This is a genomic window from Bartonella sp. CL435QHHD (genome assembly GCF_042195095.1).
Lineage (GTDB): Bacteria > Pseudomonadota > Alphaproteobacteria > Rhizobiales > Rhizobiaceae > Bartonella.
Genome location: NZ_JBHINS010000065.1, coordinates 26,130 through 49,902, shown reverse-complemented (window position 1 = coordinate 49,902; position 23,773 = coordinate 26,130). Strand labels below are relative to the sequence as shown.

The window sequence follows — 23,773 nt, the reverse complement described above, 5'->3', positions numbered from 1 at the left end:
AGAATAAGCAAACGCAAAGCCAGTTGTGTTATGGTTGATGCTTCACAGAGTGTTTTATAAAAAGCCGGCACATCTTTTCAATCCATGGCTGGTAAATTTTGCGTTTTATGACGTTGTTTACCTAAGAGCGCGCGTGCTTTTTCTGTTGCTTGTAAATCAACATTCAATCCTAATGCAGCCGCATGTTTGAGACAAAGATTGAGACGAATAAGAGCTCTATAAGCAGTTCCAGCTTTTGAATGCCAAATAGGGGCAAGTGTATTGCGTATCTCTGTTTGAGTAATCTCAGAAACGGGAAGACAGCCTAGTTTAGGGAGAATATGAAGGCGTAATGGTAAAAACCAATCCCCATCTTTACCATCATTTTTTAATTTAGCTTTACGACTTTCAAAAGCATCCAACGCGATATCTTTTAAATAATGGAGATTACTTATTGCCTCACGCTTTTGTTTTTCACGTTCTTTAATAGGATCACGACCTTCACGAAGAACAGAACGCCACCCAGTTGCCAATTCACGAGCTTGTTTTAAAAAAACATCTTGCAACGCTCCCAAGCCCATTTCACGGCGCCGACCATGAATGGTAAAACGGTAAATCCATTGAGCACCTCCATCTTTACACTTATGAAGTAACAAGCCGGCACCATCATTATATTTACCAGCTCGTGGGTGTTGCGACAGTCCTTGCATTAAGACGGTTCATAAGAGCCATTTTTAGTCCTTTCTTCTATAGTTTTTACCCATACGCCAGCCCCGCTTGTGATGTGCAAGCAAGCGGTTTTGATTGATTCAAGATAAACAGATTTAAAATGAGAGAATCCTACAGTATTAGTTTTTTCATTCAATATGAAAACAATAAGTTATCCTTATAAATCAATGTGATGTAGCAGGATGAAGATGTTTATGCAAAGAATCTAAAAGTTTTTTTTGCGAGTGTTTGAATAAGTCCTTTGTTTTTCTGAATTTTAGATACAAAATACTATTGCTAAAGTACTAAAAGTAGATCATGCTGGTAAATAGATGAGACTTTGATGGCGCTTGGTTTTAAAAAAGGCAATATTTGATTTCACTGTTTGCGCTGGCATTGATTTTGCAATAACAGATAATAGTTTATTGTATGCAGAATACTGTTATTTAGATTTTGATAAAAAGAAATTTATAAAGAATATTATCATTAACAGTTATGCGAAACTTTAATGAAAATGAATCCAACTTTAATACACATAATTTTAGTGTGATTTAGTTTACAAATGCTCATTGAATGCAAAATTAAAAGTTTAAGAAGCCTTATTTTCAAAAATTCTTTATTTTTTTGTGAGTGTGTCATTTTTGCTACAGATCTTTCAAAAAAGATGCTCTATATATATTTCATTTTGGATATTTGGAGAGATTTTATGAATACAAAACGTTTAATAACAGCGTCTATTTTTTCTTTAATTTCAGCGTCTACAGCACTAGCTGCTGATGTTATAATTCCTCATCAGCCAGCATCATCGACTTCTTCTACCATTATCGCGCCTACTTTTTCATGGACAGGTCTTTATTTAGGTGTTCAAGCGGGTGGTTTTTCGAGCAAAGCTGATATGGCTCTTGTTGGTCAAGAAAAGAGTTTACCACTGGATAAAGAGTTCTCTCCTAAACTTTCAGGTTTTGCAGGTGGTTTTTATGCAGGTTCTAATATTGATCTCGGTGACAACTTTATTTTTGGCGTCGATACGGATTTAATGATATCTGGAAAAAAACACACAAAGACCATTACTATAGGTGCAGCTGATAACACTACAGTAGAAAATGCAGTCGTAAGATCCCGCAGATCCGCAAGCCTACCAACGCCTCAACCACTACAAGTAACAACATCAAGTAGATCACAAACACAAAAAGCCGCATCAACAGCATCCACAGGCGCAGGAAGAGCTGCAAGTGCAGGAGCACCTGCAGGCTCAGGAATATCCGCAGGTGCAGGAGCTAAAACGGTAACTCCAACAGAAAAATCCAAGTCAAGAAAACCTGCTACAGCACAAACTGGACAAGCAAATCCAGCTCAACAACCAAATGCAGAAGCAAGACAATCAAGTCAACCCACAACAATTGGCAATTCTGGCAATGTTCATTCTACAACAGCAGAAAAAACAGTGACGGTGGAAAGAGCATCAGGAGTTTCAACGCTATCATCAAAAACGTCATCTGCATCGTCAACAACACAACCAGTCCTCGTCAGACAAGTGACGAGAACAGATGTAGGACAGACATCGGTAAATGGATTAAAATTACCTGAATCTAAATCAATATCCTCTACCACAGGAGCAAGCTCACCAGAGCGGTCACCGCTCCTATTGGCAAGATCAGACACAGGAGATCAACCATCAGTAAGAGGAACAAATGGAGTAACGGCGTCTGCAAAATCTGCAGAAACGTCATCTGTATCAACAGGGGCTGTACAAGTGCAATCTACTCCAACAAAATCCGTTGCTGTAAAACCCGCGCCCTCTACCTCAACAACGGGAACAGAAGCAAGTCAGCCAGCAGCAAAAGCACCTGCATCGGTACAACCTGCATCACAATCATCAGCAGTAGAAAGAACAGTACCGAGCGGAGGGACACTTATACTCGCGAGATCAGGGGCATCCTCTGAATCAGCAAAAGCTTCTAATGGAACAAGCGGAGCCCAACACGGGAATCATCATAGCTCTTTCCATGGTAGCGGAAATGCTCATCCACATGGTGCATCTCATGCAGGTGGGCATGGTTCTGGTGCTCATGCGCATGGTGCTAATCCACATGCTTCTCGTTCTCATGGTGGACAGAATATGGCTGGACACGGTGCACAAAGTACACAAGCGGTGGATAAGAATGATTCCAGTGTATATGGTATAGAACAAATAAAAAAGATGGCTTCTGAACTTGGTCTTGATCAAGAGTATGAAGTTGAAACGTTAAGTCATACTTTCAAACAAAATTGGGGTGGTGCTACACGGGTACGTATTGGTTTTGCTGCTGATCGCTTTATGCCTTATCTTGCTGGTGGTATTGCTTATGGGCAATTCCAAGACACTGTATCAATATCCGTTAAGGATGAGGATGGAAGAGTCGTTTCTTCTAAGAATTTAGCTGATGAAACAAAAACCATGATTGGTTACACACTTGGTGGTGGCGTTGATTTCTCGCTTCTGGATAATGTGATTGTACGTGCAGAATATCGTTACTCTGATTTTGGTAAAAAGAAATTTGCAAAGGAAAAACTTGAAGTTAACTACAAAACCAATGATTTCCGTGTTGGTGTAGCTTATAAATTCTAATTTTTTAAAGAGTAAATTTCTAAGAGGCTCCACTGTCAGTGGAGCCTTTATTTTTTAAAAGATCACTTTTTGGTTTCTTTTCTTGTGAATTTCATGATAAAGCCCATAGAGTGTGATGATATATTTTCCTGATCGCTGCTTAATACGAATGATAAGCTCGGCTTTCCCTATAGATAAAAACCAGAGTTGCAGGGTTCAGGGAAGTTATGCAAAAATGAAATCGTAAAAGTGGACAGGGATATTTCACAATGGCTGTGAAAAATGAAACAATAGATTATTCAAAAACTCTTTATCTCCCACAGACAAATTTTCCTATGCGTGCAGGGCTTCCGCAAAAAGAGCTTGAATTGATGGCGCGTTGGGAAAATATGGGGCTTTATGCGCAATTGCGCCAACAAGCAAAAGATCGTCCATTTTATATTCTTCATGATGGTCCACCTTATGCAAATGGTCATATTCATATCGGGCATGCTTTAAATAAAGTTCTAAAGGATGTGGTTGTCCGTTCATTCCAAATGCGCGGTTTTAATGCAAATTATGTTCCTGGTTGGGATTGCCATGGGCTTCCAATTGAATGGAAAATTGAAGAAAAATATCGAGCACAAGGAAAAAATAAGGATGAGGTACCTCTTAACGAGTTTCGTCAAGAATGCCGTGAATTTGCACAGCATTGGGTAACCGTTCAAAGTGAAGAATTTAAACGCCTTGGTGTTGTGGGAGATTTTAACGCGCCTTATACTACAATGGCTTTTCATGCAGAAGCACGCATTGCCAGTGAATTGATAAAATTTGCTATGTCAGATCAGATTTATCGTGGTTCCAAGCCAGTGATGTGGTCTGTTGTGGAGCGTACGGCTTTGGCAGAGGCTGAGATTGAATATCATGATCATGAATCAGAGGTGCTTTGGGTTAAGTTTCCTGTTTTTGAAGCAAATTCTGATGATTTATATGGTGCTCATGTCATCATTTGGACAACAACACCGTGGACAATTCCAAGCAATCGTGCAGTGAGTTATTCTTCGCAGATTTCTTATAGTATTTACGAAGTTGAAAGTGCTGAAAATGATTTTGGTCCTCAAGTGGGAGAAAAGCTTCTTTTTGCAGACGCTTTAGCGATGAGTTGTGGAGAAAAAGCCAAACTTGTTTTGAAGCGTTTACGTGTTATTTCTGCTGAGGAATTGAAAGCTCTTGTTCTTTCTCATCCACTCAAAGGTTTAGCTGGAGGGTATAATTATAAAATTCCATTGCTTGATGGTTCACACGTAACAGAGAGTGCTGGTACAGGTTTTGTCCATACAGCACCAAGCCATGGGCGTGAGGACTTTGAAATTTGGAATGATTATAAGTCCTTACTGGAGCAAGCGGGGATTGATTCATCTATACCGTTTCCTGTTGATGATGCAGGGTTCTATACGAAAGATGTTCTAGGTTTAGGACCAGATCGTGAAGGAGGACCTGCACGTGTTATTGATGATAATGGAAAAATGGGTGACGCCAATAAAGAGGTCATTAACGCTTTAATTAAAGCAGATCGATTGTTTGCACGGGGGCGTTTAAAGCATTCCTATCCCCATAGTTGGCGTTCAAAAAAACCCGTTATTTTTCGCAATACACCACAATGGTTTATTTCAATGGATAAAGATTTTGGGGATGGTTCAACTTTACGTAGTCGGGCTTTGGAAGCTGTTTCAAAAACGCGTTTTGTGCCATCTTCTGGACAAAACCGCCTAGCTTCTATGATAGAGGATCGTCCTGATTGGGTTCTTTCTCGTCAGCGTTCTTGGGGGGTTCCTATTTGTATTTTTGCGAATGAGGATGGTGTTATTCTAAAAGATGAAGGTGTGAACGAGCGTATTTTACGGGCTTTTGAAGCAGAAGGGGCAGATGCATGGTTTGCTGAAGGAGCACGTGAACGTTTTTTAGGTGAGCGTGCACATGAGCCTTGGGTACAGGTTTATGATATTTTGGATGTTTGGTTTGATTCTGGAGCAAGCCATAGCTTTGTGTTAGAAGATCGGGCTGATTTGAAATGGCCTGCTGATGTTTATTTTGAAGGTTCAGATCAACATCGCGGATGGTTCCAATCTTCTCTTTTGGAAAGCTGTGGTACGCGTGCTTGTTCTCCCTATAAAGCCGTGATCACACACGGTTTTACTTTGGATGAGAATGGTAAGAAAATGTCTAAATCTTTAGGCAATACGGTTGTTCCGCAAGAGATCATTAAAACATCTGGAGCTGATATTTTTCGTCTCTGGGTTATGACAACCGATTATTGGGAAGATCAGCGTTTAGGCAAAAAAATTCTTCAAACAAATGTGGATTCATATCGTAAACTACGCAATGCAATTCGTTGGATGCTAGGAACTTTAGCACATGATGATGGGGAAGAAATATCTTATGGTGCACTGCCGGATCTTGAAAAATTTATATTGCATAGGCTTTTTGAACTTGATCAGTTGATTAATCGCGCTTACGACGAATTTGATTTTAAAAAGATTATGCGTGCATTATTGGATTTTTCAATCATTGAGTTATCGGCATTTTATTTTGATATCCGCAAGGATTCTCTTTATTGTGATGCGCCTTCATCAAAAAAACGCAAGGCCTCCTTGCAGGTTGTCCGTGAGATTTTTGAGCGTATGGTAACATGGCTTTCTCCAATGTTGCCTTTTACTATGGAGGAAGCTTGGTTAGAGCGTTATCCAGAAAGCCAATCGGTGCATTTGGAACAATTTCGCTCTGTACCAGAAGAATGGCAAAACCAATCTTTGGCTGAGCGTTGGAAAAAAATTCGGCAGGTCCGTAAAGTTGTGACAGGTGCTTTAGAGCTTGAACGTGCTAATAAGCGTATTGGATCCTCTTTGGAAGCTGCGCCTATTGTTTTTATTTCCAATCTGGTTTTACGAGAGGCATTAGAAAATGTGGATATGGCGGAGATCTGTATTACCAGTGCACTCACAATTAGGCAGGACACGATACCTTCCGATTCTTTTACTTTGAATGATGTTGAAGGTGTTGGTGTATATCCAGAGAAGGCATTAGGAAAAAAATGTGCTCGATCATGGCGTTATACACAAGATGTTGGGAGTGATCCAGCTTATCCGGATGTATCTGCTCGTGATGCAGCTGCTTTGCGGGAACTACAGATTCTTGGTAAGATTTAAAATTTTAAATCAAGGGAAAGGAGTACAAGTATATTTCTCATATTGATGAATATAGTTTTTTGTGGTACAAAGTAAATTCCGTTGTTTTTTCTGCAGGGGGGAAATTTGTGTATGGACCGTTCTCTCATAAATAACGGGAATATTAATCAGCCATATACTTAGGAAATGGAATAGGCAGTGAGAAAACGTGAAGTAAAAATATTTCCAATAGGAATTTTAGGGATGTGCTTTGTTCTAACGGGATGCAATTTATCCGCTCCTACCTATGGTACCAATAAACCGGTTTCGATACAGTTTTTTGAAGATGTTGCTAATATTACTTCATTAACACCAACAAATAATAGCAGCCAGATTGTTATGAAACCTCATCCAAAACTTGTAATACCAAGCCCTAGTTCACGCAGATTTTTGCCGGTACCACAACAAGATAGATCTGTCAATGAAATGGCAGCATCGAAGAAGCATCAAGGAAATACTCCTTTTCCTCATAAAGGATCGTCAGTTAATGGCGCTGGTTCAGAAAACCCTTCACAGTTGAATGCGAAGCAACGACAGGAATATTTACGTCGTCAGAGAGCACAAGTTGGAAGTTCAAAATACCGTCGCTATCTCACTGAACCACCTTTAAGTTATCGCCAACCGGCAAAAACCGCACCTATTGGTCGATAAGGGAAAGACAAAATATTTAAAGTAAAGTATTTTTCCAATTACTTATGATACTAAGCTCTCATTCATGCACAGTTATAATGCTGTTGGAGGAGGGGTGTTATTCTCATGAAATAGCAATATGACAACAGCATCGAGAGAGTACTTCATGCGTTTCCTAACAAGAAATATTTCTCAAGTTCATTTTGCAACATCGTTCATGTGGATAGTATAACGTAAAATCTATTGTACTCCACTATCTTGATGCTTAGGAAGGAGAAAGCTGATACCATCATTTTATTTTCCAGACTCCAGTTGCGACAATTCTTGCATTTGAGAGCCTTCATAAGAGACATTTTTAGTCTTTTCTACAACGTTCTTTATCCAGACGATAATCCCGCTTATGATGTGCAAAAAAGTGATTTTTATTGCTTCAATGTAATTTGAAAGAGAGTAGATCTACGATATGTTGGAATTTATATTTTATTATACAAAATAATGAATTATTCTTATGAATGAATGTATCATCTAATAGAAGCAATATGCAGGATTAAAAGAGAGAAAAATGCTTTGAAATAGCTTTTACTATATATGTCAGAAGAATTAATAGTCTTTTTGAGAAGTAGGATAGTTTTTTAAGAGTGAAAGTTATGGAAGAAGAATTGTTTTTAGTATCGCTTTTGTACAAAAAAATCTTTAAGTAATTGAGCAGCTTCTTTTTCTTTAAAACCAGAATAAATCTCAGGTTTGTGATGACAGGTTGGTTGCTGATAAAAACGTGGACCATTTTCTATAGCACCCCCTTTGGGATCATTTGTTGCGTAATAGAGACGACGTATGCGTGCAAATGAAATGGCAGCAGCACACATAGCACAAGGCTCAAGTGTTACATAAAGATCGCAATCAGGAAGCCTTTCGTTTTGCAATGTTTCGCAAGCCATACGGATTGCGCGTATTTCTGCGTGTCCTGTAGGGTCATATGCAGATTTTATAAAGTTACCAGCGCGTGCAATGATAGCTTTTCCACGTGTAATGACAGCACCTACGGGAACTTCATCTTTTTTTGCAGCCTCTTGTGCTTCTAAAAGGGCTATTTCCATGGGCGTCAAAGTCATAATATTCTTTCTACTGAAGGTATAGAAAATCTAAAGGTTATCTCGATAAGGAATGCTATAGAATGAATAATTTATTACGCTTTTATAATGAAAAGAATACCTCTATTTTTTTTAAGAGTTTAAAACAAACTTGCAAGTCGGCAGATACATTATTGTCGTTAAAGGATAGAAAATGATCAATGATTATGCTACTTCATTTTTCAGGATAAGCGGTATGGTGCATGTGAATAATTTTCTGAACATACTTGCAAAGATTGGTTTGAAACGCAAATGAATGAAAATAATGAGAGTGAACGAATTGCTAAAAGGTTAGCGCGTGCTGGTATTGCTTCGCGTCGAGATGCAGAAATGATGATTGTTGCAGGTCGTATTTCTGTGAATGGTAAAGTCGTGACAACGCCTGCTTTTAATGTTAGCCGCTCTGATGTTATTAAAGTTGATGGCAAACCTTTACCTCCTATAGAACGAACGCGTTTATGGCTTTACCATAAGCCAGCAGGTCTTGTCACCACGAACCGTGATCCTGAAGGCAGACCTACAGTATTTAGTAATTTACCAAAAGGAATGCCGCGTGTTCTTTCTGTTGGAAGGCTTGACATTAACACGGAAGGGCTTTTGCTTTTAACCAATGATGGTGGCTTAGCGCGTGTATTAGAGCTTCCTGTAACAGGATGGGTCCGCAAATATCGCGTCCGTGCTCATGGAAGAGTAAAACAGAGTGCGCTGGATAACCTTAAAAATGGTATTGCGATTAATGGTATTTTTTATGGTTCGATTGAAGCATCAATTGAACGTGAACAAGGGTCGAATATATGGCTTTCTGTTGCGTTGCGTGAAGGAAAAAATCGTGAAATAAAGAATGTTTTAGGGGCATTGGGATTATCAGTTAATCGATTAATCCGTGTATCCTATGGTCCATTTCATCTCTCTGATTTAGAAGAAGGAGCCGTGCAAGAGTTAAAAGGGCGGATGTTACGAGATCAGTTGGGGGAGCGTTTGATTATGCAAGCCAATGCAGATTTTGATGCTCCTATTCTGAAACCCTTTTCAAATTCTGCAGTTGTTGCAGAAAAGCAAAGCCAGAAAGATCTTTCTGTTGCAAATGATGGTTGGGTTTTCTCAAGTGAAAGGGCGATACGGCGCCGACCAAGAGATGGTTCTGTTGAACATAGTCGCGCGCAATTAAGTACAAAGTCTCATGAGAATATAAAGAAGGAGAAAAGTGAAGAAGGAAAAGCAGAGCGTTTTTTACCGCGTTCTCGCCGTGCTAATGTTTGGATGGCTCCTGGTGCGCGTCCCCAGAGTGCACGTAGAAAGCCTTCCTATAGTGAGGAGAAATCGCATGATCATAAGAGCGGTTTGGATGGTAAAAAATCCTTTCATCGAGGCAAGGAAAAACTAAAAGAAAGTCCGTCACACAAAGAGAAGAGGGGAAGTTTTGTTCAAAAACGTGGCAAAACATCTTATGATGAGACGCACCCCTTTGGTAAGAAAGATCGCTTTTTAAAGGATAAAGAGAACATGATAAAAGGTGGTCATGATGAACATTCTTTTGAGAGAAAGAAAAAATCGTTTGGTGGTGCTATGAAAAAATCTAAACCACATAGGGACGGTGCAAAAACTTCGAAGCGATTTGGAGGTCCACGTGCGGATCATAGGCGGTAAATTTGCTGGGCGTGTTTTGTTTTCGCCTGTTAATCAGTCGATTCGCCCAACGAGTGATCGTACACGTGAAAGCCTTTTTAATATTCTTTCTAGCCGTGAAGAAGAATTTTGGACCAATAAACGCATTCTTGATCTTTTTGCTGGTACTGGTGCTTTAGGCATCGAAGCACTTTCGCGTGGAGCAAAGGCGGCTGTTTTTGTTGAAAACTCGGTTGAGGGGCGTGGGTTGCTTCAAAAAAATATAGAAGCCTTTGAATTACAGTCGATAGGACGGATTTTGCGTCGTGATGCGACCAAACTTGGCAATATTGGCACAATGCTTCCATTTGATGTTATCTGCGCTGATCCTCCCTATAGCCGTTGTTTAGGTGAACGTGCTTTTGTAGAAGCTTTGCGAGGGGGGTGGGCAAAAGCTGATACACTCTTCATACTTGAAGAAAAGAAAGATACAATGATTCATTTACCTGATGTCTTTTATTTAGATGATGAGCGGTTTTATGGTGAGACAGCAATACGTCTCTATAAATTACGATCGCTTACATCTTGAGAAAGTTCTTGTTTTTATCCGATAGGATGAAAAAATGCTTCTTCACAGTTTTCTTCATTTTATATGGTTTTTAAAAGGTTAAGCAGAAAATCAATAAAAGATTCTAATGTTAAAGGAATTGATGAATTTTTATTAGCTTTAATACAGAAGGATGTTTTTTCTCCAATAGGATATATATTCCTCGATAATAGTTATGATCTTTTTTATCTAATTTCTTTCTGCCATACCTTAATCATCACATTTCATCAGCAGTTGAAAGCTTTAAGCTATGCAGTCTGCATTGATATCTTATATGATGCGTAACTTCTATTTTTGCTATTGTCTAAACTTAAAAAAGATATTTTGTTTAGTATTGAAAATATTGTTCATTTATCCTGAATATTTGTGTGTTTAGTTTAGTAATATCGCTTGTTGAGTTAGTCATTACATATTAAGTAAATCTGAGAGTATTAAGTATCTTATCGTTGTGCAGCTTTAAGGATACTTTTTTATATTATTCTTTATCACTAAAGATAAGTAATTTGTAAAAAAGGGGAGATTATCGTGTTTAATTGGATATATAGTGAAGAGATTAGTACAGAAGCAAGTGCTGAGCAAATTTGGGCTATATGGGAAGATGTGGCATCATGGCCTTGCTGGGATAGTGAACTTGAGTGGGTAGAACTTTCTGGTCCTTTCAAAGAAGGTGCTATAGGACGCATGAAACCTAAAAAGGGACCTACAGTAACTTTTACACTTGATAAAGTTATAAAAAATGTTTGTTTTTCTGATTATGCTAAACTTCCTTTTACACGTATGAGTTTTGATCATGAATATATTTGTTCAACAAAATCGGGTTCTTCAAATAACAAAATTCGTCATACTGTAACCATGTCTGGTTTATTTTCTCCTTTCTTTGGAATGATTATTGGGTCAAAAATTAAGTTACATCTTCGCGATGCAATGATTGAAATGAGCAGACGTGCTCTTACTGAAAACAAAAGCATCTCGTAAGGGGGGCATTTATAAAGAAGTTAATACCTTAAAAAAGGTGCAGAAATCTTAGCCTTGTTAGAATGAAATCAGTTATGAGTATATAGCAAATCGATGAGCTATGATCTGTTTTTTAGTTAGTCGTTGAAATCGTGTCAAATCATCTGAGAAAATTAATTTTGCACCAAAGATCTTATAAAAGCCATTGAATTTTATTCAATATATAAAAGCTTATAAGGCGCGCATTTTTACTGAAAATAAAGAAAGTTGTAGAAGCTTATTTCTGCTCTTGTGAATCTGTAGGTTGATATTGTCATGATATTTGCCAGTTTCTAATGTTGCGATAGTTTTTGATTTGAGAGCATTCATAAAAGACATTTTGACTCCTTCTTAAATAGTTTTTATTCATACGCCCCTTACTGATGATATGCTTGCAAATAGTTGTGATTGATTCAACATGAATAGGTTCGAAACGGAGAAAATTTAATGATATTTGATTCTTTTATGCAAATTACAAAATGATCAATTATGATTATAAATCAAAGTGTTTTTTTGATTAAAAGATTATAAGAACAGATAATTTCTTTGATTACTTTTCTAGAGAGTGCAGTTCTAAAAGGCTCTAGATGATAAAATAAAACCTCCCTTAATTTTCGTAAAAATTAATCTCGTATCGTTGTATGTATTTGGTTTAAATGTTTAAAAAGCGATTTTTTAAAATGCGCACAGATATCCCAGTTTCTGCAAATATTTTTGTATCTATTAAAACAATTATGAGCGATAAACTTGCCCAAATTAATTGGAAGAATATGCTTATTGTAGATTGAATTGAACAATAGATACAACATTGAGTTTTATATAAAAGTTTTATTGATTATCGTTTTATAACAATATTACGCTTCTTTATTTTTTAATGGAAGGAAAAGAGGAAGGAGTGTAGTTCTTAAATCAAAATCTATCCAGTATTTTGGGATTTTTGTTTCAGGAAAAAGAGTCTATTAAGTTATATCTGTTTAGTAACAAAATAACCAGTTAAGGATGAGGCATGAAAAATGAGATGCTCTTGATTAGACGCATTAGAAACGAGAGAGAATGTTATGATTATAACTTATTTCTGATAAATATAAAAAATGAGTTCTTTGTGATATCACGCTTATGAGAATAAAGAAGCTAATGACTGCTCATTTTGTTGAAGCAATAACGCAAGAAAAATTTTTTTATTCCGTTTATATTTTTTTGTTTACAAGATTGCCATCTTATTATGAGAGAGTTTATAGAAGCAAAGAAGTATACACAAATATAAGGCATTTTCTTGATTCTTGCTTGGAAATTAAAGAATGCTATAGGAATGAAGGAAGTTATTTGACTATCCAGAGGACATAAGGCTTGTGACTTAAGTCATTTTATACTTTTCGAATTTTTGAGGATTTTGGCTTAAATTCAAATGTTATTGTTAGGCCTTTTGTTAATTGCCAAATTTTCGGTTGATTTGATTGTCAGTACAGATTGGATTATCTAAAATGATAAGGGCCCATGAGAAATCTTGAAACTAAAGAGATTTTACGGCATATACAGCATATTACGTCTTTTCATAAAGAAGCTAAAAGGGAAATGATTTAATGCATTAAAAAAAAGAATGCATGAAATATGCATAATCTTATGAATAAACACACAAGAGTTATATTCTGATTTGTATAAATTTGTCAGAATGCTTATCAATGTAAATAATAAAATATTTTAGGGAGTCTATGATGACTGACAAAAACCAGATTGAGAAAGCAGTTTCGCTGGTTGAAGCAGCAAGGCGTTCTGGGGCAGATGCTGCTGATGCTGTTATTGTTCATGCTCATTCTACCAGTGTATCAGTTCGTTTTGGGAAAGTTGAATCGACAGAAGCAGCAGAGAGCAATGATTTTACTCTAAGGGTTTTTGTTGGAAAAAAAGTAGCAAGTGTTTCTGCTAATTTAGGATCTTATCCGCAAGAACTTGCGGAACGTGCTGTTGCGATGGCTAAAGCTTCTCCCGATAGTTTATTTGAAGGTTTGGCAGATAAAGAGTGTTTGGTTAAGCATCCTAAAGATCTTGATCTTTTTGATGATTTTGTACCTAGCAGTCATTTTTTAACAGAAGATGCTTTAAAAACAGAGGCAGCAGCTCTTGATATTAAAGGTGTAAGCAATTCTGGTGGCGCTGCAACAGCTTATGGCCGTAGTGGGTTTATTCTTGTGACCAGCGATGGTTTTTGTGGAGCCTATCGCTCAAGTTGTTTTTCACGTTCTTGTAGTGCTCTTGCAGGTGAAGGAACACAGATGGAGCGGGATTATGATTATACAACAGCCTTACATTTTTCTGATTTAGAGGCAGCAGAAACTGTGGGAAAGAATGCAGGGCTTGGTGCAGTTCGACGTTTGGGTGCAGTTCGTGCGGCAACTGGGGGCGTTGATGTTATTTTTAATCCGCGTACGGCTCGTGGAATTGCAGGGCATATCGCATCTATGGTCAATGGAGCCTCTGTGGCTCGAAAAACGAGTCTTTTACAGAATTTCCTAGGTAAGGAAGTGATGAAGCCTAATGTTAATGTAACCGATCAACCTTTGCGATTACGTGGAAATGCTTCTCATCCTTTTGATGGAGAAGGGGTAGAGGGACAAACACTCAATATTATTGAAAATGGTATTTTAAAAAATTGGCTTCTTTCATCATCTACAGCACGTGAACTGGGACTTAAAACAAATGGACATGGTGTGCGTTCAGCATCATTAGTGCAGCCGACCAGTACAAATTTTGCTATTGAACCGGGTTTAGTATCGCCTTGCGATATGATAAAAGATTTGCGAAATGGATTTTATGTGACCGAATTATTCGGTCATGGCATTGATTTTATTACTGGTCAGTATAGTCGTGGGGCTTCCGGTTTTTGGATTGAAAATGGTGAAATTGCTTATCCGGTGAGTGAAGTAACGCTAGGCTCTGATTTGCTTCATATGTTAGCACATTTAACACCTGCCAATGATATTGATCGGCGTTATGGTACAGCAGCTCCAACATTATTAATTGAAGGGATGACACTTGCAGGAAAATAATACGCATCATTCTTCTGATTTAAATCTTTTGCGTGACGTTTGTCGAGAGGCAGGAGATTTAGCAATGCGGTATTTTGGATGCACGTTGGATGTCTGGATTAAAGAAGGTGATTCCCCGGTCAGTGAAGCAGATTTTGCTGTTGATCATTTCTTGAAAGAGAAGCTTCTAGGGGCACGTCCAAATTATGGATGGATTTCAGAAGAAACAAAAGATAATCGAGAAAAACAAGATTATTATGAGCGCTCTTTTGTTGTTGATCCTATTGATGGAACGCGTGGTTTTCTTTCTGGCAGTCCTTATTGGTGTATTTCGGTTGCCATTATTGAGAATGGGCGTCCTATTGTGGGCGTACTACAATGTCCGGCTCAAGGAGATGTTTATACAGCTGTAACGGGTGGAGGGGCAACATTAAATGGGATAAAACTTCCTCGTTTAGCCTTTCAGGTTCATCGAAAATATAAAATTTCACTTGATAAATCGCTCGCACAAAAATTACCAGATGATTTCCTCAATCAAGTTAGTCTTTACCATTATCTTCCTTCTCTTGCTTATCGTATTGTTCTTGTTGCTCAAGATGAAATTGATATCGTATTAGTTCGTCCAAATTGTCATGAATGGGATATTGCCGCTGCTGATCTTATTTTGCAGGAGTGTGGAGGGTGTTTTTTATCGCTTGATGCCTCTTTACTATCTTATGGAATTGAACCTTACCAATATGGACTTTTAATTGCTGGTAAAAATAATTGCTGTCAAGATATGATAGATGTTGTTCGTCAAACAAAGTTAGTTTAATCACGTAAAAGCATGCTAAAATAATCTAAATAATATAGAGGCACATATGACTGAAACCAACGAAAAAAAACAATATTTACATCTTGTATTTGGTGGGGAATTAAAAAATCTTAACAGTAATCAATTCAAGAATCCCGATGATTTAGATGTGGTTGGTATTTTCTCAGATTATAAATCCGCTCAAGAAGCATGGCAGGCAAAAGCGCAAAGCAGTGTAGATAATGCATTACAACGTTATTACATTGTAGATTTGCATCAGTTTCTTGATGCTGAGTTAGGCGATGCAGAATAAAGCTTGAATATTTGGTTATTATAGCCTGTAGATTGCTGCACGCTTTTGTTTAGTCGTCCTTTTCATAGGTACTTTCTTCGAGTAAAATAGAACGTCGTAAAAAAGAATATGCTTGTTGTTTAAAATTCATATGTTTTCTTAAAAAAAACATCTCTCAAGGCACCCAAACCCATTTCATAATAGTGTTCGTGCAAGGTATAAAATCCATTGTTGCACCACCATCTTTGCGCTTAATAAAAATGCAAGACAGTTCTATCAACCTATTTGCAACAGCAATATTATCATGACAGCGATCACTCGAAGTTTATGATTATATTGTGAATAGTCGCTCTGCTCTTGAATGGGTATGAGACATTAATGCGTTAAGATTAATACAAAGAGTAGCATTATTAATGATACGAATTACTACTCTATTGAGATTATTAGCACTCCCTACTTATCCATTGGAATTTTTTCAACGAGTTATTACTATAAGCTTAGAAACCATGAAAGTTGTTAGAAACTTACCAAAATTAGAAACTTAGAGAAACTGAATAGATTTATAAAGTTAACTTACCTCATAAGGGCTTCTTGAGTACTCGTTTAAAACTACAATCTATAAGTTAGTCATTTTGTGTTGATTATATACAATCTTAAAAGGAATAAGATATCATGCAACCTCCTGAAAAGAGAGGATTTAAAATTTTGAAAACTCTTATTTAAATTGCTGTAAGACTTTTAAGAAATTCTCTATTAAACAAGATTAGATTTTTCTGGATTACCTTTAAGAGATGATATCACAATTTAAAATGAGAACTCTATACCATTCAAAAGTTTTTTTTAAAGATTTGTTTGACATATTCATTTTATTGAAATGAAACAATAGAGATTGAGCTTCCTTTTAAACATATTTTATTTATATTAGGTTGTAATGTCTATATGGATTATTTTTTGAAAAATTGACAATACCTAACATATGTAAAAATAAGTTTTTTTCTCTAAAATACCAACGTGTACAATTCAAAGCCTCACTAAAATCATAAGAAGTATTTATTCAGTGAGCTGAAAAAATATGTCATAGGTTGTATGGTATTTATCATTTATATTTTCAAAATTATAATTGATTGAAAAATAGTTTTGTTATTTTTGAGTAAGATTTTTATAGGGTGCAGAATGAAGTGATAAAATTTAATTAAAAGAGATTTAAATAATGTGTATATGTTATTTTTATAGGAAAGTTTTAAAAAAAATATGGTGATAAAATTGCATTTTTTGTCCTTTATATATTGAATTTTCTCATGGATTAAGCGTTTTTTATTTAAGATATGGATGATATTAAAAAAATACGGAAGCAACCACTAGTGTTGATGAATTTTTTAACAAAATAAGCATATAGATATCTTAAAATAGCTGGATGAGGTGATTTTAAATGGTAGAATTAAAGGCACATACGGCTCTTTTAAGCTATCGGATAATTGGTTTTTGCTTATGTCCTGTTATTCCTTTTTATTTGTTCTTTCGTGCTATTCGTGGAAAAGAAGAGTGGTGTCGCAAAAAAGAGCGTTTAGGTAAAAGTTCTCATGTACGCCCCCAAGGTTCATTAGTTTGGTTGCATGCAGCAAGTGTTGGAGAAACACTTGCACTTTTTCCACTTGTAAATTATATTTTATCATTGAAAATCAATGTATTAATGACAACAGGGACTGTGACCTCTTCTACTCTTGTGAAAAAACATTTTGGTAATAGGTTGATTCATCAATATGCTCCTTTGGATTTAGATTTTGCAGTGCGCCGTTTTATTAGTCATTGGAAGCCTGATCTCGTCTTGATTTGTGAATCAGAAATTTGGCCCCTTCGTATTAAAGAACTTGCAAAAATGCGTATTCCGCAGATTTTGGTTAATGCCCATATGTCTGAACGTTCTTTTAAAGCTTGGCAAAAACGACGCGTTCTTGCCAAACATATTTTTAAGGATATTGATTTGGCGATTGGTCAAAACGAAAGAGATGTAGCTTATTACCATAAACTTGGCGTAAAATCTGTTACGTTTTCTGGTAATCTCAAGGCTGATGTTTTTCTGGTTGAAAATCAAGCATTGCTTGCACGTTATCGTAATGCTATCGGCAATCGCCCAGTTTGGGCAGCTGTTTCAACGCATGAAGGGGAAGAGGAGATTGCTTTTGAGGTCCATAAGATTGTTAAAAATTATTTGCCAGATTTATTGACAATTATTGTGCCTCGTCATCCTGAACGTTCAGAAGATCTTATCAGAAAATGCGATAATAAGGGGTTAAGTTTTATTCGTAGGAGTAGAGATGCTGTTCCAAGCATGAATACCGATATTTTATGGGGAGATACCATTGGAGAAATGGGGCTTTTTCTTCGCTTATCGAAAGTTTCTTTCGTTGGTAAATCGTTATGTGGAAATGGTGGACACAATCCATTGGAATTGGCTTTACTTGGTTCCGCTATTTTGACAGGGCCCCATGTTTCAAATTTTCAAGAGATGTTCAAACAATTTCTAACGCATGATGCAGCATATATGGTTCAAGATACAAAACAGCTTGCTATTCAGGTGTATAAGCTTTTAACAAATGAAACATTGCGACAAGAAATGGTTGATAAGGCTCATGAAGTGGCGACAGGTATGGCAGGTGCACTTGAGCGCACATTAAAGATTTTAGATCCATTTTTACAACCCCTTGTAATACAAACAGGTTTACGTCAGCGTCAGGGTAGATATGCATATTAGCGCCCCCCATTTTTGGTGGAAAAATAAAAGCTTTTTGCGTTTTGTATTAGCCCCAGTTTCATGGGGGTATGGTTATTTTTCAAGTCGTTTTATGGCAAGACAGCCTCCCGTGATTAATCTGCCTGTTTTGTGTATTGGAAATTTTACATGTGGTGGTGCGGGTAAAACGCCGGTTGTTATTGCTTTTACCAAGGTGGCTAAAGAACTTGGTTTTGTACCTGGTATTGTATCTCGTGGTTATGGTGGATCAGTTAAAGGGGTACATCTTGTAAATGAGAAATATGATACTCCACACAATGTTGGAGATGAGGCACTTTTACTTGCACGGCATGCTTTTGTAGCTGTATCACCTAATCGTTATGCAGCGGCGCAACGGCTTAAGCAAGAGGGATGTAATCTTATTTTAATGGATGATGGATTTCAAAGTCGCCGTCTTTATATGGATTATGCGTTACTCGTTGTTGATGCGATGCGCGGTTTTGGTAATGGAGCTGTCTTTCCAGCAGGACCTTTGCGCGTACCATTAAAAACGCAGTTTTCTTTTATGGATAGTGTTTTATTGATTGGTCACTCCGATGTGCCTGATAATGTTGCTTTTCTTGTTTCGCGTACTGGAAAGCCTTTATATCGTGCTCATCTTAAAGCCAGTGCTTCTGATGAGGTTTCAGGAAAATCATTTTTGGCATTTGCCGGTATTGGCAATCCAGATAAATTTTTTAAATCTATTAAAGAATTGTCTGGTCATGTGGTGCAAACTTACATATATCCAGACCACTATTTTTTCACAGATGAAAATTTAAAAAGCCTTATACAAAAGGCTAAAATGCACAATTTATGGCTCGCAACAACAGCTAAAGATTATACCCGTATACAGACAATTCACACGCAAAAAGATTTGAAAAATCTTATTGTCTTTGATGTGAATGTCGATTTTGTTCAAAAAGACTTCTGTCGCATGGTTCTTGAGGAGGTCATGACCCGCTTTAGAAAACGTTCCCTTGAGTTTTCTTGTCTAAAAGGCAAAGGCTAAATTTATAGCTTTCAAAGGCTTATTTTTCTTTTGTTTTTAACAATTGCTTGAGATATGGGTTGCACTCAAGTTCACGTTGATAGGAGATTTCACAACTAGCATATGCTTCTTGGCGGTGATGATTCCAATATTTTAAATCATCTATAGGGATTTTTTGCCCGCTAACAGCACAAATAGTATAGGTACCATATTCTATAATGTCATATCCGTTATTAGAATAATGAATTTTTGCTTCGCGTTCACTATCGGAAAACATTATAACTCCTTTTTGCTTGATACAAGAGATTCAAGAAAAGTGCCATAAAATATATTATAAAGTCGAGAGTTAATTTAAAAATATTTTTCTTGTCAAAATGATGAAGAGTTTATTTTCTGCCAAAAAGCCGTTCTATATCTGCCAATTTGAGTTCAATATAAGTAGGGCGTCCATGATTACATGTACTTGTATTAGGTATTGCCTCCATTTGCCGTAATAGTGTGTTCATTTCTTCGGGGCGTAAAAGGCGCCCTGACCGTATTGAGCCGTGACAGGCCATCGTTGCTGCAACATAATCAAGCATTTCTTTTAAATTATTTGTTGTATCATACTCAGCGGCCTCATCTGCGAGATCTTTAATAAGGGCTTGGACGTTGATTTCTCCTAACATGGAAGGTGTTTCACGCACAACAATTGCTCCTGGTCCAAATGGTTCTATTCCTAATCCAAATTTTTGCAAAGCATCTTTATGCGTTAAAAGACATGTTGCATCCTCTTCAGAGAGTTCTACAATTTCAGGAATAAGTAATAACTGTGAAGGAAGCGGTTTGGAATAAAGTGCATTTTTGAGTGCTTCATAAACCAATCGTTCGTGAGCTGCATGCTGATCGACAATGATCAAACTATCTTGTGTTTGGGCGATAATATAGTTTTTATGGATTTGTGCTCTGGCCGCTCCTAATGGATAAGATAACTCTTCTGATGAAGATGTAGTGCTTGGAATGTATGCATCCCCACTTGGTGTATTTAAGCCCTCCATAATAGGAGCGGCATCTTCTTTTAAATCAAAAGAGCTAGTACTATCCAATGGTTTTTGGACCATTGAAGCGCTGGTAAAATGATGAGGCTGTGAACTGTAAGAAGAGGACAGGTGCGTGTTCTTAAAATTGCCTAATGGTTGTTGTGCCAATGATTGTTGTGTTTGAAATGCAGCAAGCATTGCTTCAGAACGGGTTGAGGTAGGACGAATACCAGATTGCTGCAATGCTTCACGAATAGCTCCAACAATCAAACCACGAATTAATCCTGGATCACGGAATCGTACATCAGCTTTGGCTGGGTGAACATTAACATCTACCTCAGCAGGTGGGAGATCAATAAAAAGAATAGCGACAGGATAACGATCTCGTGTCATGACATCAGCATAAGCACCTCGGATAGCGCCCCATAGAAACTTGTCACGCACGGGACGCCCATTAACATAAGCAAATTGATGAAGGCTGTTATTTCGGTTGAAAGATGGTAAACAGGCAAAACCTGTTAAGCGCACCGCTTCGCGTTCAGCATTCAGCGCAATGCTATTAGGGGCAAATTCTTTTCCCATAATTTGCGTAATACGTTGTAATTGTCCTTGAATATTATTTTCTGTAGCAGACAGTTCCATAGATGTTCTGTCTAATCCTGAAAGAGAAAAGCGGATATGTGGAAATGCAATAGCAATTCGCTTAATCATATCGCTAATAGCATTTGTTTCAGCCCGATCAGTTTTCATAAATTTTAATCGTGCCGGCGTGACAAAGAAAAGATCACGAACTTCAACAATTGTTCCAAGATTTGCAGCAGCTGGTTTGGGTCCTACAATTTTTCCTGCAGTAACGGAAATTTCAGCAGCGCTCTCAGCATCTTTTGTTCGTGAAATGAGTTTAAGTTTAGCAACAGAACCAATAGAGGGGAGGGCTTCTCCTCTAAATCCAAGGAAGCAGATATTGTGTACGTCATCGGTAATCTTTGAGGTACAATGGCGAGAAACTGCTAAAGTTAACTGATCTGCAGGAATTCCATAACCATTATCACTCACCTTTATAAAATTTTTTCCACCATTTGCTGTAATAATTTCAATGCGTGTTGCACCAGCATCAATAGCGTTTTCAACAAGTTCTTTGACAACATTTGCTGGTCGTTCAATAACTTCACCGGCGGCGATTTGATTAATAATATTTTCGCTAAGATGGCGTATAATCATAATAAATTCTAACAGGAATCTTAAGGGTTCTATAGAAAATTATGATAACATCATTTGCGCGACATTCAAGAACAAGAGAGCTGAGAGGTATTATTTTTACAATACCTCCTATTTTATTTTATGTTAACAAATCAGTTGGAAAAAACATAAAAATAGTTTTTATCACTTTAAAATAGCTTGCACCGATTTATCATCTAGGTCAAAAAAGAAACAATGTAAAAAGGGAAGGCAATATATATGGCGCGTATAAGCGGTATTTTAGCAGATAGTGATATACAAGCTTTGATTGAGAATAACGTTCTCAAGGCTCAGTATCCATTTGATAGATCTCAAATACAACCAGCAAGCCTTGATCTTCGTTTAGGGGAGAAGGCTTATCGTATACGTGCTTCTTTTATGCCGGGCCCTAATACAAAAGTTTTGGATAAGCTTGAACGGTTAAAGTTGCATGAGTTTGACTTACGAGACGGAGCCGTTTTGGAAACGGGGTGTGTTTATATTGTTCCTCTTTTGGAAAGTTTAGCGTTACCAGAATTTTTATCTGCTGTTGCCAATCCCAAAAGTTCTACAGGCCGATTAGATATTTTTACACGTGTCATTACGGATAATGCTCAGGAGTTTGATAAAGTTTGTGCTGGTTATCATGGTCCACTTTATTTGGAAATTAGTCCACGCACATTTCCAATTTTGGTGCATACAGGCTCACATTTATCACAGCTTCGGTTTAGAAAAGGGCAAAGTTATTTAAATGAAATAGAGTTGCACACTTTGCAAAGGCAAGAAACACTGATATCGGATGATTTTCCTAATATTAGTGTTGGTGGTATTGGTCTTTCCATTAATTTAAAGGGAGACGAAAACGGGCTTATAGGTTATCGTGGTAAACATCATACAAGTGTTATTGATATTGATAAACGTGCTGTTGCCCACGTTTTAGATTTTTGGGAACCTCTTTTTGATCGTGGTCAGAGAGAGTTGGTTCTTGATCCTGATGAATTTTACATTTTAGTTTCACGAGAGTCTGTTCATGTGCCTCCGCTTTATGCCGCAGAAATGACTCCTTTTGATCCTTTAGTTGGTGAGTTTAGGGTGCATTATGCAGGCTTTTTTGATCCAGGATTTGGGCATAAGGAGGCGGGTGGAAAAGGAGCAAGAGCGGTTTTAGAAGTGCGGAGCCATGAAGTTCCTTTTATCTTAGAGCATGGTCAAATTATTGGCCGTTTGGTCTATGAGCATATGCTTAATCGACCATCAACCCTTTATGGACATGATGTTGGATCACATTATCAAGCACAGGGTTTAAAGTTGTCCAAGCATTTTAAATGAGTTGGGAACCACGAATTTTGATAACATGTATGCAGAAAGCGTATTTTAGATAAAAGAAAAATTTATCCTTCATAAAACCGGCACTATGCATTTTATTTTCAGTTTTCAAAGTTATGGTTTTGTATTTGAGAGGGTATGAGAGGCATCTTTACTTCTTTTTTAAAGAGGTTTTATCTATACAAACTCCATTTATGATGTGCAAAAGAATAGTTTTGGTTATTTCATCATGACAAAATCTACAATGAAAGAATTTTACTATATTCAATATGTTATTCATATTTATTATTATAATAAATCAATAGGTTAATAAAATTCAATATAACAGTAGCGTATTCACTTTTCAAAGTAAATATGCGAGATTGGATGCTACACTTGGCGCCATTTTTCTAGAGCTTAAATGACCAGTATATTTTATTTCGTATAAAAATTATCCTTAAGAGCCAATAAATAAGTTTTTCACTACAGTTTAGTAACAATTTTTTTAAACATTGTTCTAATTTTAGTAACTCATTTATAGCCTCAAGATATAATATTGCTAGAAAATTATTCAATTAAATATGAAGAGCTTCTATTAGTATGAACATTAAAAGTTTTTTTTATGCTTTATGTGAATTAGACACTGTATATTTTTATAAACTTTCATGAACAAGTAACAGGTCTCAGTTTTGAATATTGATATAAGAAGATTTATGGATGTATGCGACAGCTTTATTTACAGTATTAATAAAGGATTTTTTCATCTTTTGGAGGAGGTTATGGTTTATACTTAATGACACTCTATATTCTTAATAACTGATAATGTAAGGACCTTTGGAGGGAGAAACGACTTTAAATTATAACTAATTAAGCTACGGAGCAATCGCTTTCGAAGAGGTATTGGTTTAACGAGAGTATAA

General features: G+C 36.9%; 16 protein-coding genes and 1 pseudogene. 12 read left to right on the top strand and 5 right to left on the bottom strand.

Annotation, left to right across the window (positions count from 1 at the left end; all coding sequences use genetic code 11):
- A pseudogene (locus tag ACFILH_RS04915) lies at window positions 1-711 on the bottom strand (tyrosine-type recombinase/integrase); the annotation flags it as partial.
- Window positions 712-1,393: 682 nt separating this feature from the next.
- On the opposite strand from ACFILH_RS04915, the gene ACFILH_RS04910 reads away from it, so the two are divergent.
- The 3 genes from ACFILH_RS04910 (at window position 1,394) to ACFILH_RS04900 (ending at window position 7,128) form a co-directional block, all read left to right on the top strand.
- The gene (locus ACFILH_RS04910) at window positions 1,394-3,295 is read left to right on the top strand and encodes a porin (protein ID WP_375643347.1); all 1,902 of its coding nucleotides are present in this window, start codon (window positions 1,394-1,396) and stop codon (window positions 3,293-3,295) included.
- Window positions 3,296-3,543: 248 nt separating this feature from the next.
- Window positions 3,544-6,459: an isoleucine--tRNA ligase gene (ileS, locus tag ACFILH_RS04905; protein WP_375667457.1), complete on the top strand. Its 2,916-nt coding sequence runs from the start codon at window positions 3,544-3,546 to the stop codon at window positions 6,457-6,459.
- A 177-nt stretch (window positions 6,460-6,636) separates the two neighbouring features.
- Window positions 6,637-7,128 (top strand): hypothetical protein, encoded by a 492-nt coding sequence (locus ACFILH_RS04900; protein ID WP_375643350.1) that lies wholly within the window; start codon window positions 6,637-6,639, stop codon window positions 7,126-7,128.
- A 644-nt stretch (window positions 7,129-7,772) separates the two neighbouring features.
- Here the strand turns inward: ACFILH_RS04900 and ACFILH_RS04895 are convergent.
- The gene (locus tag ACFILH_RS04895) at window positions 7,773-8,219 is read right to left on the bottom strand and encodes a nucleoside deaminase (RefSeq protein WP_273790416.1); all 447 of its coding nucleotides are present in this window, start codon (window positions 8,217-8,219) and stop codon (window positions 7,773-7,775) included.
- Window positions 8,220-8,489: 270 nt separating this feature from the next.
- Here ACFILH_RS04895 and ACFILH_RS04890 point away from each other — a divergent pair, with 270 nt between their 5' ends.
- The 3 genes from ACFILH_RS04890 to ACFILH_RS04880 all read left to right on the top strand — a co-directional run bounded on the left by ACFILH_RS04890 (window position 8,490) and on the right by ACFILH_RS04880 (window position 11,424).
- A complete protein-coding gene (locus ACFILH_RS04890) occupies window positions 8,490-9,884 on the top strand; it encodes a pseudouridine synthase (protein WP_375654438.1) in 1,395 nt (464 codons plus the stop codon).
- Window positions 9,865-10,431 carry a 16S rRNA (guanine(966)-N(2))-methyltransferase RsmD gene (gene rsmD / locus ACFILH_RS04885; RefSeq protein ID WP_375667456.1) on the top strand — a complete coding sequence of 189 codons (567 nt, stop codon included), beginning with the start codon at window positions 9,865-9,867 and terminating at the stop codon, window positions 10,429-10,431. Before ACFILH_RS04890 ends, rsmD begins: the two co-directional genes overlap by 20 nt.
- Before the next feature lie 543 nt (window positions 10,432-10,974).
- Complete coding sequence (locus ACFILH_RS04880; RefSeq protein WP_273790419.1) at window positions 10,975-11,424, top strand: hypothetical protein; 450 nt, start codon at window positions 10,975-10,977, stop codon at window positions 11,422-11,424.
- 210 nt (window positions 11,425-11,634) lie between these two features.
- Here ACFILH_RS04880 and ACFILH_RS04875 read toward each other — a convergent pair whose 3' ends face one another.
- Entirely contained in the window at window positions 11,635-11,781 is a 147-nt protein-coding gene (locus tag ACFILH_RS04875) for a hypothetical protein (RefSeq protein WP_273790420.1), read from the bottom strand.
- A 1,373-nt stretch (window positions 11,782-13,154) separates the two neighbouring features.
- On the opposite strand from ACFILH_RS04875, the gene ACFILH_RS04870 reads away from it, so the two are divergent.
- The 5 genes from ACFILH_RS04870 (at window position 13,155) to lpxK (ending at window position 19,332) form a co-directional block, all read left to right on the top strand.
- Entirely contained in the window at window positions 13,155-14,486 is a 1,332-nt protein-coding gene (locus tag ACFILH_RS04870; RefSeq protein ID WP_273790421.1) for a TldD/PmbA family protein, read from the top strand.
- Window positions 14,473-15,279: a 3'(2'),5'-bisphosphate nucleotidase CysQ gene (locus ACFILH_RS04865; protein WP_375658090.1), complete on the top strand. Its 807-nt coding sequence runs from the start codon at window positions 14,473-14,475 to the stop codon at window positions 15,277-15,279. The genes ACFILH_RS04870 and ACFILH_RS04865 overlap by 14 nt, the downstream gene beginning before the upstream one ends.
- 46 nt (window positions 15,280-15,325) lie before the next feature.
- Window positions 15,326-15,571: a DUF4170 domain-containing protein gene (locus ACFILH_RS04860; protein WP_273790423.1), complete on the top strand. Its 246-nt coding sequence runs from the start codon at window positions 15,326-15,328 to the stop codon at window positions 15,569-15,571.
- A 1,408-nt stretch (window positions 15,572-16,979) separates the two neighbouring features.
- The gene (gene waaA, locus ACFILH_RS04855) at window positions 16,980-18,302 is read left to right on the top strand and encodes a lipid IV(A) 3-deoxy-D-manno-octulosonic acid transferase (protein ID WP_375631033.1); all 1,323 of its coding nucleotides are present in this window, start codon (window positions 16,980-16,982) and stop codon (window positions 18,300-18,302) included.
- Entirely contained in the window at window positions 18,292-19,332 is a 1,041-nt protein-coding gene (gene lpxK, locus ACFILH_RS04850) for a tetraacyldisaccharide 4'-kinase (protein ID WP_273790425.1), read from the top strand. The genes waaA and lpxK overlap by 11 nt, the downstream gene beginning before the upstream one ends.
- A gap of 19 nt (window positions 19,333-19,351) precedes the next feature.
- Here lpxK and ACFILH_RS04845 read toward each other — a convergent pair whose 3' ends face one another.
- The gene (locus ACFILH_RS04845) at window positions 19,352-19,588 is read right to left on the bottom strand and encodes a DUF2093 domain-containing protein (RefSeq protein WP_273787833.1); all 237 of its coding nucleotides are present in this window, start codon (window positions 19,586-19,588) and stop codon (window positions 19,352-19,354) included.
- A gap of 109 nt (window positions 19,589-19,697) precedes the next feature.
- Window positions 19,698-21,551, bottom strand: a complete 1,854-nt coding sequence (gene mutL, locus ACFILH_RS04840) for a DNA mismatch repair endonuclease MutL (protein WP_375660142.1) — start codon at window positions 21,549-21,551, stop codon at window positions 19,698-19,700.
- A gap of 237 nt (window positions 21,552-21,788) precedes the next feature.
- On the opposite strand from mutL, the gene ACFILH_RS04835 reads away from it, so the two are divergent.
- Window positions 21,789-22,877, top strand: coding sequence for a 2'-deoxycytidine 5'-triphosphate deaminase (locus ACFILH_RS04835; RefSeq protein ID WP_375654441.1), 1,089 nt, complete (start codon window positions 21,789-21,791; stop codon window positions 22,875-22,877).
- Window positions 22,878-23,773 lie beyond the last annotated feature (896 nt).